Source organism: Mycobacterium kubicae (assembly GCF_015689175.1).
GTDB lineage: Bacteria > Actinomycetota > Actinomycetes > Mycobacteriales > Mycobacteriaceae > Mycobacterium > Mycobacterium kubicae.
On record NZ_CP065047.1, the window covers coordinates 3477020 to 3491322 of the forward strand.

The 14303-nt window shown below is 64.0% G+C and carries 11 protein-coding genes, 5 pseudogenes and 1 riboswitch; of the genes and pseudogenes, 11 read left to right on the plus strand and 5 right to left on the minus strand.

Annotated features, from left to right (window positions below):
• Nucleotides 1–12: 12 nt before the first annotated feature.
• The 3 genes from I2456_RS16400 to kasB all read right to left on the minus strand — a co-directional run bounded on the left by I2456_RS16400 (nt 13) and on the right by kasB (nt 3272).
• Nucleotides 13–639: a class I SAM-dependent methyltransferase gene (locus I2456_RS16400; RefSeq protein ID WP_085074615.1), complete on the minus strand. Its 627-nt coding sequence runs from the start codon at nt 637–639 to the stop codon at nt 13–15.
• The gene (locus I2456_RS16405; protein ID WP_276052219.1) at nt 636–1508 is read right to left on the minus strand and encodes an SAM-dependent methyltransferase; all 873 of its coding nucleotides are present in this window, start codon (nt 1506–1508) and stop codon (nt 636–638) included. The genes I2456_RS16400 and I2456_RS16405 overlap by 4 nt, the downstream gene beginning before the upstream one ends.
• 510 nt (nt 1509–2018) lie before the next feature.
• Nucleotides 2019–3272, minus strand: coding sequence for a 3-oxoacyl-ACP synthase KasB (kasB, locus tag I2456_RS16410; protein ID WP_068027095.1), 1254 nt, complete (start codon nt 3270–3272; stop codon nt 2019–2021).
• A gap of 271 nt (nt 3273–3543) precedes the next feature.
• Here kasB and I2456_RS16415 point away from each other — a divergent pair.
• From I2456_RS16415 to I2456_RS16465, 10 genes and pseudogenes are all read left to right on the plus strand, one after another.
• A pseudogene (locus I2456_RS16415) lies at nt 3544–4543 on the plus strand (IS256 family transposase); the annotation flags it as partial.
• 478 nt (nt 4544–5021) lie between these two features.
• A riboswitch (M-box (ykoK) riboswitch) is annotated at nt 5022–5192 on the plus strand.
• 292 nt (nt 5193–5484) lie between these two features.
• A complete protein-coding gene (locus I2456_RS16420; protein WP_085074617.1) occupies nt 5485–5784 on the plus strand; it encodes a PE family protein in 300 nt (99 codons plus the stop codon).
• A gap of 14 nt (nt 5785–5798) precedes the next feature.
• Nucleotides 5799–7019 carry a PPE family protein gene (locus I2456_RS16425; protein WP_085074618.1) on the plus strand — a complete coding sequence of 407 codons (1221 nt, stop codon included), beginning with the start codon at nt 5799–5801 and terminating at the stop codon, nt 7017–7019.
• A 90-nt stretch (nt 7020–7109) separates the two neighbouring features.
• Entirely contained in the window at nt 7110–7373 is a 264-nt protein-coding gene (locus I2456_RS16430; RefSeq protein WP_085074619.1) for a WXG100 family type VII secretion target, read from the plus strand.
• Between the two features lie 61 nt (nt 7374–7434).
• Nucleotides 7435–7699 (plus strand): annotated as a pseudogene (locus I2456_RS16435) (WXG100 family type VII secretion target); the annotation flags it as partial.
• Nucleotides 7647–9305: pseudogene (locus I2456_RS28535) on the plus strand (NRAMP family divalent metal transporter). The pseudogenes I2456_RS16435 and I2456_RS28535, both read left to right, overlap by 53 nt.
• Nucleotides 9306–9333: 28 nt before the next feature.
• Nucleotides 9334–9465, plus strand: a pseudogene (locus tag I2456_RS16450) (ABC transporter permease); the annotation flags it as partial.
• Nucleotides 9466–10131: 666 nt separating this feature from the next.
• Nucleotides 10132–11094 carry a cation diffusion facilitator family transporter gene (locus tag I2456_RS16455; protein ID WP_163703946.1) on the plus strand — a complete coding sequence of 321 codons (963 nt, stop codon included), beginning with the start codon at nt 10132–10134 and terminating at the stop codon, nt 11092–11094.
• Nucleotides 11095–11117: 23 nt separating this feature from the next.
• Nucleotides 11118–11468: a hypothetical protein gene (locus tag I2456_RS16460; RefSeq protein ID WP_163703945.1), complete on the plus strand. Its 351-nt coding sequence runs from the start codon at nt 11118–11120 to the stop codon at nt 11466–11468.
• On the plus strand, nt 11465–11674 hold the full coding sequence (locus I2456_RS16465; RefSeq protein ID WP_163703944.1) for a hypothetical protein: 210 nt from the start codon (nt 11465–11467) through the stop codon (nt 11672–11674). Before I2456_RS16460 ends, I2456_RS16465 begins: the two co-directional genes overlap by 4 nt.
• 389 nt (nt 11675–12063) lie before the next feature.
• Here I2456_RS16465 and I2456_RS28915 read toward each other — a convergent pair.
• Nucleotides 12064–12165: pseudogene (locus I2456_RS28915) on the minus strand (ATP-binding protein); the annotation flags it as partial.
• Nucleotides 12166–12498: 333 nt separating this feature from the next.
• Nucleotides 12499–13089, minus strand: coding sequence for a TetR/AcrR family transcriptional regulator (locus tag I2456_RS16475; protein WP_163703943.1), 591 nt, complete (start codon nt 13087–13089; stop codon nt 12499–12501).
• Nucleotides 13090–13255: 166 nt separating this feature from the next.
• Here I2456_RS16475 and I2456_RS16480 point away from each other — a divergent pair, with 166 nt between their 5' ends.
• On the plus strand, nt 13256–14272 hold the full coding sequence (locus tag I2456_RS16480; RefSeq protein ID WP_085072923.1) for an NAD(P)-dependent alcohol dehydrogenase: 1017 nt from the start codon (nt 13256–13258) through the stop codon (nt 14270–14272).
• Nucleotides 14273–14303: the final 31 nt, after the last annotated feature.

A 14303-nucleotide genomic window follows, 5' to 3' on the forward strand; every position in this document is an offset into this window, starting at 1 on the left:
TCCAGCCAGGTATTACTTCTTGACGCCGACTGTGATCAGGTCCGCGATGACTCGCGTCCACACCGGACGGGGAATGCGGTGTTGGTCGCTGATGGTGAACCCGGCGTCTTCGAACATCGCCCGCATCTCGGCCGGCGAAGGGTTGTGTTGGGGTTTCCACCTGCTGACCACGGGCAGCACCTGACGCGTACTGAGCGCGGCCACGGCGACCATTCCGCCGGGCGCCAACACGCGGTGAAACTCCCGCAACGCCGCCGGTTGGTCGAAGAAGTGGAAGGCCGAGGTCGTGACGACAGCTTCGAGCGCGGCATCGTCGAAAGGCAACTGCTCAGCAGGGGCCCGCAACCATTGCACCCTAGCGGATTTGGCCCGAGCCTGGTTGAGCATACCGTCGGACATGTCCACACCGTAGATCTCGTCGGGATCCAGTTCCCGCTCCAGGCGACTCGTGAAAACGCCAGTCCCGCAGGCTATGTCAGCGATCTTGCGAGCGTTGCGGGCGCGCAACTGGGCGATTACCTCGTCGTGCGGCGGCCGGTAGACCCACTGCTGCAGGACGGGCCAGTCGTAGGCCGGCGACAAGAAACTGAACAGCCCGGTGACCGCGTCATTGAGGACGCGGCGCTGTGGTGCGGTCATTCACCCAGTACCGAGGAGTAGTAGATGGTATCGGCCATCGAGACGGAGTCGTTGTCTTGCGGGACCGCGGCAAGATTGTTGTCGGCCAGCAGGCGGCTCATCTGAGTTCCGTCGGTTCGCCACCCGAGGTTGCCCAGGTAAACCGCAACATCGCTGCGCTCGCCTTCGAAGCCGAGTTCTTCCCAATCCAACTCGAATCCGTGCTCACGCCACTTCGCGGTGGCCCGGCGCATCATCTCCTTGGCTTTTTCGGTGTCCTGCTCCGGCCGGTCCGGGATGGCTTCAACCGCCAGCCGGCTGCCCCGAGCGCTCAGCGCGGTGACGTTGTCCATCAGGCGATCCTGAGCGTCCGGCGGTAGATATCCGAGCAGACCTTCGGCGATCCAGGCGGTCGGTTTGGTCTTGTCGAAGCCTGCGTCCGCCAAGGCTCGCGGCCAGTCCTGCCGCAGGTCAATGGCGACGGTCCGCAGATCCGCTGTGGGGGCGGCGCCAAGACGCTGCAGCGTGGTCGTTTTGAACTCGATGACCTGCGGCTGGTCCACCTCGAACACCGTCATGTCCGCCGGCCATGGCAGCCGGTAGGCACGGGCGTCCAGACCGGAGGCCAAGATGACGGCCTGGCGCACCCCTGCCCGCGCCGCGTCTTCAAAGAAGGAGTCGAAGAATCGGGTGCGCGCGGCCATGGCGTCGGGCATGTGCTCGAGCTTCCAGCCGGATTCTTCGTCGTCGACGTCGGCGGCCGCCAGGTCGCCGGTGATCCACCGAGTGAAGAAGTCGATGCCGACGGCGCGCACCAGCGGTTCGGCGAATTGGTCGTTGATGACGGCGTTGTCGGCGTTGCTCGCGATGGCGCGCGCGGCAGCCACCATGGTCGCCGTCGCACCCACGCTGGTGGCTAGATCCCAGGTGTCATTGTCTGTGCGTGGCACGGCTGTTCTCCAATGTCAAAGTGCGGATACTTAGCCAGTTTAACCACTGTGGCTGTGACGCAGCTGTGAAGCGCGTCACCGCCGGCTGAAGGCTAGTGTCGCCCGGGGCCGTCGGGCCCACCCGGACCGCCGGGACCACCCGGGCCACCGGGCCCCCCTGGCCCGCCGGGGCCCCCCGGTCCTCCCGGGCCGTTCGCGGCCGGGAGCACCCAGACACACTCGTTCAAGTCCACGCTCCAGGCCCAGCCGGGAGCGCAATCGTCGTCGGCACGGCTGATAGCCGGTGCGGCGATTCCGCTCATCGGAAGGACCGCTGAAATAACGCCGAGCGCAGCCAGTAAGCCGCGCAGTCGCAGACGCTTCATTGCAACCTCACCCAGTCATCGTCCGCCGATCAGGTGAGTTCGATTGTGCTCCCGATCTGGCCGCTCGGGGGCAATTCGACGGGGTTTAATACCGGCCGAAAGCCAGCGCCACGTTGTGCCCGCCGAATCCGAACGAGTTGTTGATCGCGTAGTTGTACTCGCCCGGTCGCGGCTTACCCGCCACCACGTCCAGATCGATCTCCGGGTCCAGGTTCTCCAGGTTCAGCGTGGGCGGAACGACCTGGTCGCGCAGCGCAAGCACGGTGAGGATGGATTCCACGGCCCCGACCGCGCCCACCGAGTGCCCCAGCGCCGCCTTCGGGGCGTACACCGCCGGCTTGTTGCTGCCCAGCGCGTTGTTGATGGCCCTACCCTCGGCGACGTCACCAATCGAGGTGCCGGTGGCGTGGGCGTTGACGTGGTCGATGTCGCCCGGCGTGAGGTCAGCAAGCTGAATCGCCCGGCTCATCGCATGTCCAGCACGTTCCCCGTTGGGGTCAGGCGCCACCATGTGATAGCCGTCGGACGTGACGCTGGCGCCCATCAGGCGGGCCAGAATATTGGCCCCGCGCGCCTTGGCGTGCTCCTCGGTCTCGATGACCATCAATGCACCCGCTTCACCGAACACGAAACCGGTCCGGTCCCGGTCGAACGGGCGGCAGGCGCCCACGGGGTCGTCGTTCTTGGTCGACATCACGATGCGCATCTGGGCGAACGCGGCAATTGGAACGGCCTCGATCTTCGTTTCGACCCCACCGCAGATCGCGATGTCAGCCTCACCGAAGACGATGTTGCGCCACGCCTGAGCGATGCCCTCTGAACCGGACGCACACGCCGAGACGAAGGTGTTGACGCCAGCCTTGGCGCGCCGCTCCAGGCCCACGGCAGCCGCAGCCCCGTCCGGCATGTACTTCTGCACCGCGAACGGCGAAACCGCTTCGATTCCGCGAGCCCGCATGTCGTCGTAGCTGAACACCATCTCCTCGGCGGAACCCAATCCGGTGCCGACCGACACCATCAGGCGGTTGCTGTCCACCTCCGGCGAACCGGCGTTCTCCCACACCCGGCGCGTCAGAACCGTGGACATCCGCTGCAGGTAACCCATCCGGCGCAGCTCGGCACGCGTCAACTGGCTGTCGAATTCCTCCAACAAGTGACCACCAATGCGAACCGGCAGGTCGAACTGCTCGACGAACGGATCGTCCAGGACGCGAATACCACTTTGGGAGTCGAGCAACATCTTCCACGTGGTTTCCATGTCCGGCGCCAGCGCAGTCGTCATGGCCATCCCAGTCACGACCACATTCGGAAATGCTTTTCCGGTAACCATTTCTGTCATGGGTCTAGCCATATCCCTTTCGTTCTCACATCAGTGGGCGCGCACACGGCTCCCGTCCCATGAGGCGCAAATTCTTAGTTGTCTGCGGTCAATCGACAGCTGCGAGGGAAGGTCGTGAGGACGAGTGTCGGGCTGCGCGGCGCTGCCACATCGCCTCGGCTGTTAATAGAACCTTAAGAAGCATACCTTCAAACGGGACCAGAACCGATGCAGCGGCCAGACAACGGCCACGTCGTGCCACCGGAGCCAGGCGTTTCAGCGCTCACGAAGGCGGCCACCGAATCTGCGCACGGGGTCGTTCTTCCGGCATTGTTGGAGCGACGCCGCCGGTCGATCAATGCCTGTTCGCGGTGGCCATGGAGGCCTACCTGCACGGCACCTCGACCCGTAAGGTCGACGAACTGGTCAAAGCGTTGAGAGCTGATGCGGGGATATCCAAAAGCGAGGTATCGCGGATCTGTGCCGACCTGGACACCGAAGTCGCGCGTTTCGCGACCGACCTCTCAGTGATCAGCGGTTCCCGTATGTGTTCCTCGACGCCACCTACTGCAAGGCCCGAGTCAATCACCGGGTGGTGTCCCAGGCGGTGGTGATCGCCACCGGGGTTGCTGCTGACGGCCGCCGCGAGGAGCTGGACTTTCGAGGTCGGCGACAGCGAGGACGGCGCCTTCTGGACGGCGTTTTCTGCGGTCGCTGAAGTCATGCGCCTGTCCGGGGTGCAGTTGGTGATCTCTGATGCCCACTGGTTTGCGCGCCGCGACGAGGCTGTGCTGCTCGGGCGGCGTGGCCAAGATGCTGTGTGCATTTCCTGCGCAACGTGCTGGCACAGGTGCCCAAGGGCTCCGCGGAGATGGTCGCCGCGGCGGTCCGCACCAACTTCGCCCAACCCGCCGCCGAACAAGTCCGCGAGCAACTTGACACCATCGCCGGCATGCTCGGACGCCAGCTACCCAAGGTCGAAACAATGCTGCGCGGGGCGGCCGACGACATCACCGCGTTCGCGAATTTCCCTGTGCCGCACTGGAAAAGGTTTGGTCGACCAATCCATTGGAGCGGTTGAATAAAGAGGTCATGCGTCGAACCAACGTCGTCGGGGTGTTCCCAACCCGGCCGCCCTGCTCCGACTCGCCGGCTCGGTCCTCGTCGAAGCCCATGACGAATGGCAGGTCGCCGACAAACGCTATCTCTCCGAAACCACCCTTGCCCTGCTCAACCGCGCCAATGACCAACCCGACCAACACGTTGTGGTCCCAGCCGCACTGACGGCATAGTTGAAACGCAGAGCCCCACGAATCGCCGGCCCGACTTACACCACTGCGCGGGACGCAACCTGATTTTGGGTCGGCCGCACTGCTACCAATAAATTCGCAAGTGCCCGCGGTCATAAGTCCGTTTTCAGCCTGCTGCAGAAAATGTCCTGGACCATCGCCGCCGGGCACGGCCAGCAAGCAGCGACCGACCGCCATCGTCACGCGGATTGAACGCACCAGCCCGCCTTCGCCGACACCAGATCGCCCTCGGCCGATTGACCCTGATCACTGTCGAAGCAATCGTGGCCACACCGGCCAGTAAAGGCCGCATAGGGAAACTGTCAGCCCCACTCCTCATGCCTCACGACGGTCACCGTGTCGCGGGCGCGCTTAGCTCAGGTACCAAGGGTGTTTCGCGGGCGGATGGGACTGCCCCCGATTTTGTAGATCTCGCTGCCGAGTTGACTGGCGTCGCCTTCGAGTGCCAGGATTAACTCCGCATGCACCTCGCTAGGTGAGGCGTCTGCACGGACATAGGCCACTGACCTTAAACGTCGAAAGACGCCCAGGGTCAGGACAGCTCTTCCCGGCTTAAGGGTTGAGCCCAAGTGGCTTCCGGGACAACCGGATACGCCGTGTAGTGCCAAAGCTCTGACGAGAGGGGTGCCGCGGCTGGTTAATCAGCCAGGTCGCCTCATCCCATTGTGCACCGTGTCGGCACCCCCGTGTGCCCTGGCCGTGAGGAGGTGAGAGCGAGATAAGTCCCGGTGATAGTCCCTATCCGAGTCCGATGACCGTTTCGTTCAGATCCGGCCCCGGCATCCTTCCCATCATTTGAATCGGCTTGCGCCGCTTCGGTTAAAACCAACGCACGCCTTCGTTTGGTAAGTGCGCGTCCTTTTGGCGTGCTTCGACATGACTACAGCCGCAGCTTCAGTCTGCTTTCCGGAAGGAGAAATCCGATGACTTTTGTGACCACACAGCCAGAAATGCTGGCTGCAGCAGCCAACAATTTGCACTGTATCGGCTCGGCCCTAGCCGCCCAGAACACCGCAGCGGCGCTGCCGACTACACGCGTCATTCCTGCTGCCGCCGACGAGGTATCCGCTCTGACTGCAACACAATTCAGCGCCCACGCCGCGAATTATCAGGCGGTCAGCGCCCAGGCCACCGCGGTTCATGACCTGTTCGTGCGCATCTTGGGTGCCGGTGCCGGTTCATACGCGACCACCGAGGCGGCCAACACCGTCGCGACCGGCTAAAGGAGTGGGTAGCAATGACTGTGATGATGGATTTCGGCGCGCTACCGCCGGAGATCAACTCCGCCAAAATGTACGCCGGCCCAGGACCGGCGTCGATGCTGAGCGCGGCAGCAGCCTGGAACGGGCTGGCAGCCGAGTTGCGTTCGCACGCTGCGTCTTACGGATCGGTCATCTCGGATCTGACCAGCGAAGGCTGGCGCGGTCCGGGATCGACGGCCATGGCCGCTGCCGCTGCGCCATATGTAGCGTGGATGAACACGACTGCTGCACAGGCTGAGCAGACCGCAAACCAGGCAACGGCCGCCGCAGTGGCCTACGAGACTGCGTTTGCGATGACGGTGCCCCCGCCGGTGATCGCGGCCAACCGTGCGCAGCTGGCGTCGCTGGTCGCGACGAACGTGCTCGGGCAGAACACCCCGGCGATCGCGGCCACCGAGGCCCACTACAGCGGGATGTGGGCACAAGACGCCGCCGTCATGTATGGCTATGCCGCGCAGTCGGCAGCAGCCACCAAGGTGCCGTCGTTCACCGTGCCGACGCAGAACACCGACCCCGGTGCGCTGCCCATGCAGGCCGCTGCGGTCAACCAGGCCACCGGCACGACAGTCGGTGCCGCTAGCACGCAGACAGCGTTGTCACAGTTGACGTCTGCGGTGCCGGGCGCGCTCCAGCAGCTTGGATCGCCGACTGCATCGTCCACGTCAGGGCTTTCCGCAATCCTGGGCCAGCTGACCGGGTCTGGATCCGGGAGCTCTGGGTTCGACTGGTGGAATGAATTTGGACCCAACGCGAATATCTGGAACACCATCTTCTCGTCCGGGTTCTACATGCCCAGCAACACGGTGGGTGCCTTCACGAGCTTGCTAGGTGCCGGTGCGGCCGGGGACGCAGCTGGGAACGCGATGGGAGAGGCTGTGACGGCCGGCCCACTCGGAGGCCTCGTGGGTCTGGCGAACCTGGGTTCCGGTGGCGGCGCATCTGCCGCCCTGGGTCAGGCCCCGTCGATTGGGTCATTGTCGGTGCCGTCCAGCTGGACCGCGGCCGCCCCACCGGCAAGCCCTCTCGCATCGGTCTTGGGGGCCACCCCGCTCAGCCCCCCTCCAGCGGTCGGGACCGGCATGCCCGGCTACGCACCGGCGGCTATGGCCGGGCGCGCGACAACCGGTGCCACCACTGCAGATACCCGGTTCTTAATCCGCCCGCTCATGGTGCCTCACTGGCCCGCCGCTGGGTAACGGGGAAAGACCGCCAATTCATTCAGGCTGCCAACCGTGCTGACCAGCACAGTACTACCGCACCACAATTTCGATGAAGGAGAGATTCCAATGACTACGCGTTTTAGAACCGATCCGCATGGGATGCGGGCAATGCCGGGCCGTTTCGATGTGCACGCCCATACCGTGGAGGACGAGGCTCGCCAGGTGTGGGCATCCAGCCAAAACATTGCCGGGGTCGGATGGAGCGGGACCGCTCAGGCCACCTCCTACGACACCATGGGCCAGATGAACACCGCGTTTTTCAACATCGTCGACATGCTGCACGGTGTGCGTGACGGGCTGATCCGCGACGCCAACCACTACGAGGCTTAAGAGCAGGCCTCTCAGCAGATCCTGAGCAAATAGCCGCTTTTCACCCGTTAGGAAAACACCGATGACGATCGGCTACCCGTTCGGCGATGTCGACGCCCATGGCACGCTGATCCGTGCCCATGTCCACCGCCCTGAAGGCCGAGCATCAGGCCATCATCCGCGATGTGCTCCGCGCCGGCGACTTCTGGGGTGGCGCGGGCTCAGTGGCCTGCCAGGAATTCATCACCCAGCTGGGCCGCAACTTCCAGGTGATCTACGAGCAGGCCAACGCCCATGGCTTCATGGTGCAAACGGCCGGCTCCAACATGGCCTCCACCGACAGCGCCGGTGCTGGACAGCGCTCACCTCGGCGACATCGAAGGTGCACTGGGCCGAATCAACCTCAGCGACATCGCCCGTCCGCGCAGCCTGGAAAATGCGCCTAGCCACCATGTTGGCGATCATCGAGTCCCGGCTTGATCGTGATGGTCGGCGACAACGACGCCGGAGGTGTCTCGACCTACGTGCAGGCCGGACAGAACTACGGCTACAGCCTGCCGTGGGTGCTCGTGCTATTGAGCCCCGGTCCTAATTGTCAACCAGGAGATGGTCCGCCTCGGTGCGGTCACCGGGGTCGGACACGCCCGGCTGATCAATGAAAGGTTCGGCCGCGGCTGGGGCTGGTTCTCCGTGGGTGACCTGTTCCTGCTGAATTCTTTGACTAGTCACCGAATTCATCGGCATCACCCTGGCGGCCGACTACATCGGCATCCCAAGATATGTGATCGTCCGTTCGCCGCGCTCACGCTGATCGCCATCATGGCCACCGGCAGTGCTTCCGGCGCTGGGAACGCGCAATGCCCGTGTTCGTCGAACCACGCTGCTGCAAATTCCGATGCTGTTGATTTCTTACTCGGACCCTGGGCGCGCCGCGGAAACCCTGTTCCTCCCCGGCATGAGTGGCGGAGTGACCTCGGACGCGGTGCTGTTGATCATCGCGATTGTCGGCACCACGGTAGCCCCGTGGCAGCTGTTCTTTCAGCAGTCCAACATTGTCGATAAGCGCATCACGCCGCGCTTCATCGGCTACGAACGCGCCGACACCACGCTGTGCGCCTTCGTCGCAGTGATCGGTGCGGCGGCGTTGATCATGACCGGCGACTGGGCCGCGCGGGCCACCACCAGCCGCGGGCGCTTCGCCGACGCCGGCACGGTTGCGCACCTGCTCGACCAAATCGACACCACCCTCGGGTCGGTGTTCGCGATCGTGTTGCTCGACGCCTCCATCATCGGGGCCGCTGCGGTGACCCTGTGCACCAGCTATGCCTTCGGGGATGTGTGCGGGCTCAAGCATTCGCTGCACCGCGGCTTGGGTGACGCCAAGCCGTTTACCTGTCCTACACCGGGATGGTCGTGATCGCCGCAGCGATCGTGCTTATCCCCGGCGCGCCATTGGGATTGATCACCACCGGCGTGCAAGCGCTGGCCGGATTGCTGCTGCCCAGCGCGACTGTCTTCTTGGGGCTGTTATGCAACGACCGGGAAGTCTTGGGCCCGTGGGTGAACCGGCCGCATCTCAACGTGATAACAAGGCTTATCGTCAGTGTCCTGTTGTTGCTCTCGGGCGTACTAATGGCCACGACCGTGTTTCCCAGCCTCGACATCGTCTCACTCGCCACCGACCTCACCGTCGGTCTCGCTATATGCGCCGCAACCGTTTTCGATGCGCTACGGAGGTCTGGCCGTCGGCGACCGAAAAAACCGGTGCCACAACAGTTCGCTCTCGCTTTAGCCAGCGCCGATCGCGCCACCTGGCGGATGCCGCCATTAGCTTCGTTAGAGTTGGTGTCCTGGTCGGTCGGAACTCGGCTAGGCATGCTGGCCTTGCGTGGCTATCTCGTCGTCGGGGCGAGCCTGCTCGTGGTCAAAGCCATCGAAGTTGGGAGCGCCTGACGACGACCGTACACGTCGGCCGCAGCGGCTGAGCGAACTCACCACCATCACCGGCCTGCCCAAAGTGACATCATCGCGACCATCAAAACGGCCACCTTCGGGCTCATCGCCGGGCCTCGTCGGCTGCTATCGCGGCCTCACCGTGCGCGGAGCTCCAAAAAGGTAGGCACCGACGGCTACCATCCCGGTGCACCACCCCCACTGCGCGCCGCGGCGAGCTGCGCGCGCTTCTCGAATTGGTATACGACCCGAGCCCGCGCAGCGGCCGGCTCGTCGGCTTCGCGGCCATGTCCGCTGCCTCAGGACGCACACTCAGGTCGCCGTGCCAGGCCAGCATCGCCCCCAGAAGCCCGATCGGTCGATACGGCGCATCCGGTAGCCCTCCGTGCACCCCGGCCCAGCCACTGATCAGCTGGTTCACATCGCGTACCCCCACCCACACCGCGGCTGGGCCGGCCAGCACCGCTGCACACGCCGCTGGACTGTACCCGCGTGCACACCGTGGGTGTTGGGGATCTTCCCGTAATTGGGAAGCGAGCGCGAAGAACGCGGCGGCGTAGAGTTCGAGGATGTCGGCGAGGTGCACAGTGGGGCGATTCGTCGCTGCTGATGGCTTTGAATTCGGTGATGGCGTCGGCGGAGCGGTTGCGGGCCTCGATCCAGCCGGCGGCAACGGTGTTGTACCACAGATTGCGGCCGCCGATCACGGCTTGAGGTAAAGGAGTTCGCGACCAGATGCACCGAAGCCGGGCCAGGGCCGCTCACTTGAGTGATTCGACGCCCGGGGCCAATGGACTCGAACTTACAAGAAGGTAAGGACATTTAGATGACCTCATCCAGTGACAGGGACTGGCGCCCACAGAAGTCCACGCCAGGCCACTCCGATGGTGACGAGCACGCCCACGGGCGACGGATCGGCAGCGCGGGTGAGCGCCACCAGAAACCGTTGATGATTGCTTTCGCGTTGACCGCCACCTACGCCGGCGTGGAGGTCGTCGGCGGGATCGTCACCGGCTCGCTGGCGCTGATCAGTGACGCGGCCCACATGGGGACGGATGTGCTCGGGCTCGGACTTGCCCTGACCGCGATCTACTTGGCGAAGCGCCCGTTCGCTGGGCAGCGCACCTACGGCACGTACCGATTGGAGGTGCTGGCCGCTGTCATCAACGGTCTGCTGTTGTTCGGCGTCGCGTTCTACGTCCTCTACGAGGCGGTACAGCGCTTCAGGAACCCGCCGGAGGTGCTTGGGTGGCCGATGTTCGTCGTCGCCACGGTGGGGCTGGTGGTCAACATCATTTCGTTCCGCCTGCTCACCAAGGGGGCCAAGGAGAGCCTGAACGTCAAGGGTGCCTACCTCGAGGTCATGTCCGATATGCTCGGTTCGATCGGCGTGATCGTCGGTGCGGTCGTCATCGCGGTCACCGGATTTCGCTACATCGACGCCATCGTCGCGGCGGCGATCGGCCTGTTCATCCTGCCACGGACGTGGCAGCTCATGCGACAGGCGTTGCGGATCATCATGGAGGTGGCGCCTCCTGGCGTGGACGTCGCCGCCGCCAGCCGGGAGCTGGCCGCGATCCCCGGTGTCCGTGACGTCCACGACCTGCACATCTGGACGGTCACCAGCGGCATGGAGGCCGCCACCGCGCACCTGGTAATCACTGATCGTGCCGACTGGCACGCGGTGCTGGACTCGGCTCGGCAACTCCTCGCCGACCGGTATGGCGTCACCCACCCCACGATCCAGGTCGAGCCCCCCGACCACGTGGAGGAATCCGCTGCCTTCTGACCGGTGGGGCTTCGGCTGGGCTCATGCGGGTACCCCGCACCGTCATCCGGCAGAACCTGCTGGCCAGTCTCGGCGTGGTAGCCCTGGTCATCCGCGCCACGGTGTTGGGCTTAGCGTTGGCTGCCGTGCTGGTCCACGGCCGGTCAACGCTCACGTGTCGGCAAGGCGCGACGCCTGCTCGGGTGCCGGCGAAGCAACCATGCCGCGGTAAGTTACTCGGCAACCCGGCGACCGGGGCCGGCACATATCCGCTGTGCGGCTGTCATGCGGCGAAAGTGGGCGAACAGCGATGTCTGCCCTCGGTCATGGCCAAGCCCGGAGGCGACGGACTGCGGGGGAACGCTCGAGCCCCATTCGACGTTGGGGTGGTATGAGCAGAAAACGCGGACACCGACGCAAGGGACTATTCGGCTGGCTGCGCGACAGCCTTGGACACGGCTACCGCGATGAGCACGGCGGTGGACACGGCTACCGCGATGAGCACGGCGGTGAACACGGCTACCGCGATGAGCACGGCGGCGGACACGGCTACCGCGATGAGCACCGCGGCGGACACGGCTACCGCCGCGGACACCACTGACACTGATTGATGGATTGGCTTCGCCTTGTGTCTCCCTCAAGACGACCGAGTCGAGAGAAAGGGCTACGTCCGTGCCGGGTAGCGGCGCAGATATTCAAGAGAAGAACCATCAGTCCGCACGACCCGCGACAGCACTGTCACACTGGACGTCGGGCAAGATCACCGCAGCGCACCGGTGCCGTTAGTCCCAAGCAACATGGCTGGACGGCAAGATTTCCACTGGACCACGGGTCGATGATCCGGTTCTCTCACGCCAACGCCAGATAGGTGCCCACTGACGCGGCCGCATCCACGCGGCGGGGTGCGAAGTCGTCGACGATCCCGGCCACGTCCGAACGGACCAGCACAGACTGCACCACGGCCAGATTGCCTACTGAGGGGCGATGATTTTCGGCGTTGTGCACGATCCGGTCGATTATCGCCGAGGCGATGGTGGGCTCGCCGAATACCTGTCCCCAGCGGGAGAACGGCAGGTTGGAGGTCAGGATGACCGGCTTGGGCGGCGGCGATCGCAAGCGCGGTGGCCAGCTGGGGTTCATTGTTCGTCGGCCGTGTCGCGGGCACGCTCATGGCGAGTCCCCGGTACTAAGCCCACGCGGTCTGTACGCGTGTTGTAGGTCCACCGTTATGGAGTCGGGGGACAGTGATCAGCAGGAGGTCACATGTCCCTCAGTTATCCGGCGACGGTGCGCTGGCAAATGCTCAGCGTCTGCGATCGCGCGAGCCGGTCGTCGCCATCGCGGCCGGTATGAACATCCCGCAGTCCAAGCTGTTTCGGTGGAAGCGCCAGGCGCTGATCGATGCGGGAGTGGTCGAAGGCATCGTCATTGATCGGCGTGGTGCCGCGAGTCAGTCAACGCATTTCGCACCATGTCGATAAGCGCGCGTCTTCGCCGGGCGTTGTCCTCATCTGGATCGCTAGAAGTTGCAGTGTAGAACAGACTGGCGGGAGACCACGCCAACGCCATGGCCATCGCCATAGCGAGCACGTCGCAGGGGTCGAATGTTGGATTGACAACGCCCTTCCGTTGGGCCTCTGCAATCTGGTCGACCTTCCGCTTCGTGTCACCGCGCATCGCTTCCGAGAATTCACCGACTTGTACGCGCTCTAAGCGCGCCCAGGTAGCAAGGCGCACGATCTCGGGTGTCTCAAGACAGGTGTCGTAGAGCCTTGCCGCATAACCCGGTAGGTCGTCGGCGTTGAAGGGCACCGTGCCCATGAGCGTCGCGGCAAGCTCGTTGAAGACTTGGTCGAACAGTCCATCCTTACTGCCGAAGTAAGAGTATAGCTGCGCCTTATTGGCCTGGGCCTTCGCTGAAATACGGTCGACTCGGGCTCCGGCGATGCCGTACTGCGCGAACTCTGCTGCCGCCGCATCGAGAATGCGGCGGCGAGTGACGGGTACGTCTTTCATACCATCATTGTAACTAACTGGTTGGTTTGACAAGGTTGTCCTGGCAGAGGTACCGTTGCCGCGAAACAAACTAGTTAGTTAGCGTTCCGCTCGTCTCGAGTGTGGCGTGCCGCCTGTTGGTGCTACGCCTCAAACCGTTGGTAGAACAAACGTCGAAGGAACCCCCATGCGTGTCAATGCCTATGCCGCCACTTCCGCCGGCGCCGAACTCACGCCCTATACCTACGAAGCCGGAGAGCTCGGGCCGCTCGAGGTTGACGTCGCGGTCACTCACTGCGGGGTCTGTCACAGCGATGTGGTGATGATTGACAACGACTGGGGCTATGCGAACTTCCCCTTGGTCGCCGGCCACGAGGCCGCCGGCGTGGTGTCCGCCGTCGGTTCCCTAGTGGACACCGACAAACTCGCTGTCGGCCAACGCGTCGTCGTCGGCGCAATCGCCGGCTCGTGCATGAGCTGCGAATTCTGTTTGACCGGCCGTCAGCAACTCTGCGCGCGTCGCGATGACACCGTTCTGCGCGGAGACCGCGGTGGCTTCGCCTCCTCGGTGCGTGCCAGCGACTGGCGCTTTGCCTATCCACTCCCTGATGCCATCGAACTGCAGGACGCTGGTCCGCTGCTTTGCGCGGGCGTCACGGTCTTCGCGCCGCTTGTCCGGCACGGCGTCAGGCCGACTGACCACATCGCCATCGTCGGTATCGGGGGACTCGGTCACCTCGCGATTCAGTTCGCCCGCGCCTGGGGATGCGACGTAACCGCAATCTCCACCTCTGCCGGCAAACGCGACTTGGCCCATGAGTTGGGTGCCGATCATTTCATCCTGACCCGCGACACCGACGAATTAGCCCAAGCATCGAGCTCCTTCGATTTCATCTTGAGTACGGTGTCTGGTGATCTGCCCTGGGATGAGTACCTCACCGCGTTAAAGCCGCAGGGGATACTGAGCATCGTCGGTATGCCAGACAGTGCAGTAAAGGTCAGTCCCATTTCTCTGCTGGTGTCGGAGAAGGCCATTTTCGGGGGAGTGCCGGCGTCACAGCACGAAACCAGACTTATGCTCGACTTTGCCGCCCGCACCGGAGTGCGACCACTGGTCGAAACGTTTCCGATGGCCGACATCAATCGCGCAATCGCGCGAGCTCGCTCCGGCGATGTCCGGTTCCGCGCCGTCGTATCCGCGTAGTAGTCGAACCGATTCGAGTGGGTGGGCGAGA

What these genes read in the sequence shown, in the direction of transcription:
- I2456_RS16400 (WP_085074615.1), bottom strand. Translation starts at nt 639, where the DNA reads ATGACCGCACCACAGCGCCGCGTCCTCAATGACGCGGTCACCGGGCTG.
- I2456_RS16405 (WP_276052219.1), bottom strand. Translation starts at nt 1,508, where the DNA reads ATGGTGGCTGCCGCGCGCGCCATCGCGAGCAACGCCGACAACGCCGTC.
- I2456_RS16480 (WP_085072923.1), top strand. Translation starts at nt 13,256, where the DNA reads ATGCGTGTCAATGCCTATGCCGCCACTTCCGCCGGCGCCGAACTCACG.
- I2456_RS16465 (WP_163703944.1), top strand. Translation starts at nt 11,465, where the DNA reads ATGAGCAGAAAACGCGGACACCGACGCAAGGGACTATTCGGCTGGCTG.
- I2456_RS16425 (WP_085074618.1), top strand. Translation starts at nt 5,799, where the DNA reads ATGACTGTGATGATGGATTTCGGCGCGCTACCGCCGGAGATCAACTCC.
- I2456_RS16430 (WP_085074619.1), top strand. Translation starts at nt 7,110, where the DNA reads ATGACTACGCGTTTTAGAACCGATCCGCATGGGATGCGGGCAATGCCG.
- I2456_RS16420 (WP_085074617.1), top strand. Translation starts at nt 5,485, where the DNA reads ATGACTTTTGTGACCACACAGCCAGAAATGCTGGCTGCAGCAGCCAAC.
- I2456_RS16475 (WP_163703943.1), bottom strand. Translation starts at nt 13,089, where the DNA reads ATGAAAGACGTACCCGTCACTCGCCGCCGCATTCTCGATGCGGCGGCA.
- I2456_RS16455 (WP_163703946.1), top strand. Translation starts at nt 10,132, where the DNA reads ATGACCTCATCCAGTGACAGGGACTGGCGCCCACAGAAGTCCACGCCA.
- I2456_RS16460 (WP_163703945.1), top strand. Translation starts at nt 11,118, where the DNA reads ATGCGGGTACCCCGCACCGTCATCCGGCAGAACCTGCTGGCCAGTCTC.
- kasB (WP_068027095.1), bottom strand. Translation starts at nt 3,272, where the DNA reads ATGACAGAAATGGTTACCGGAAAAGCATTTCCGAATGTGGTCGTGACT.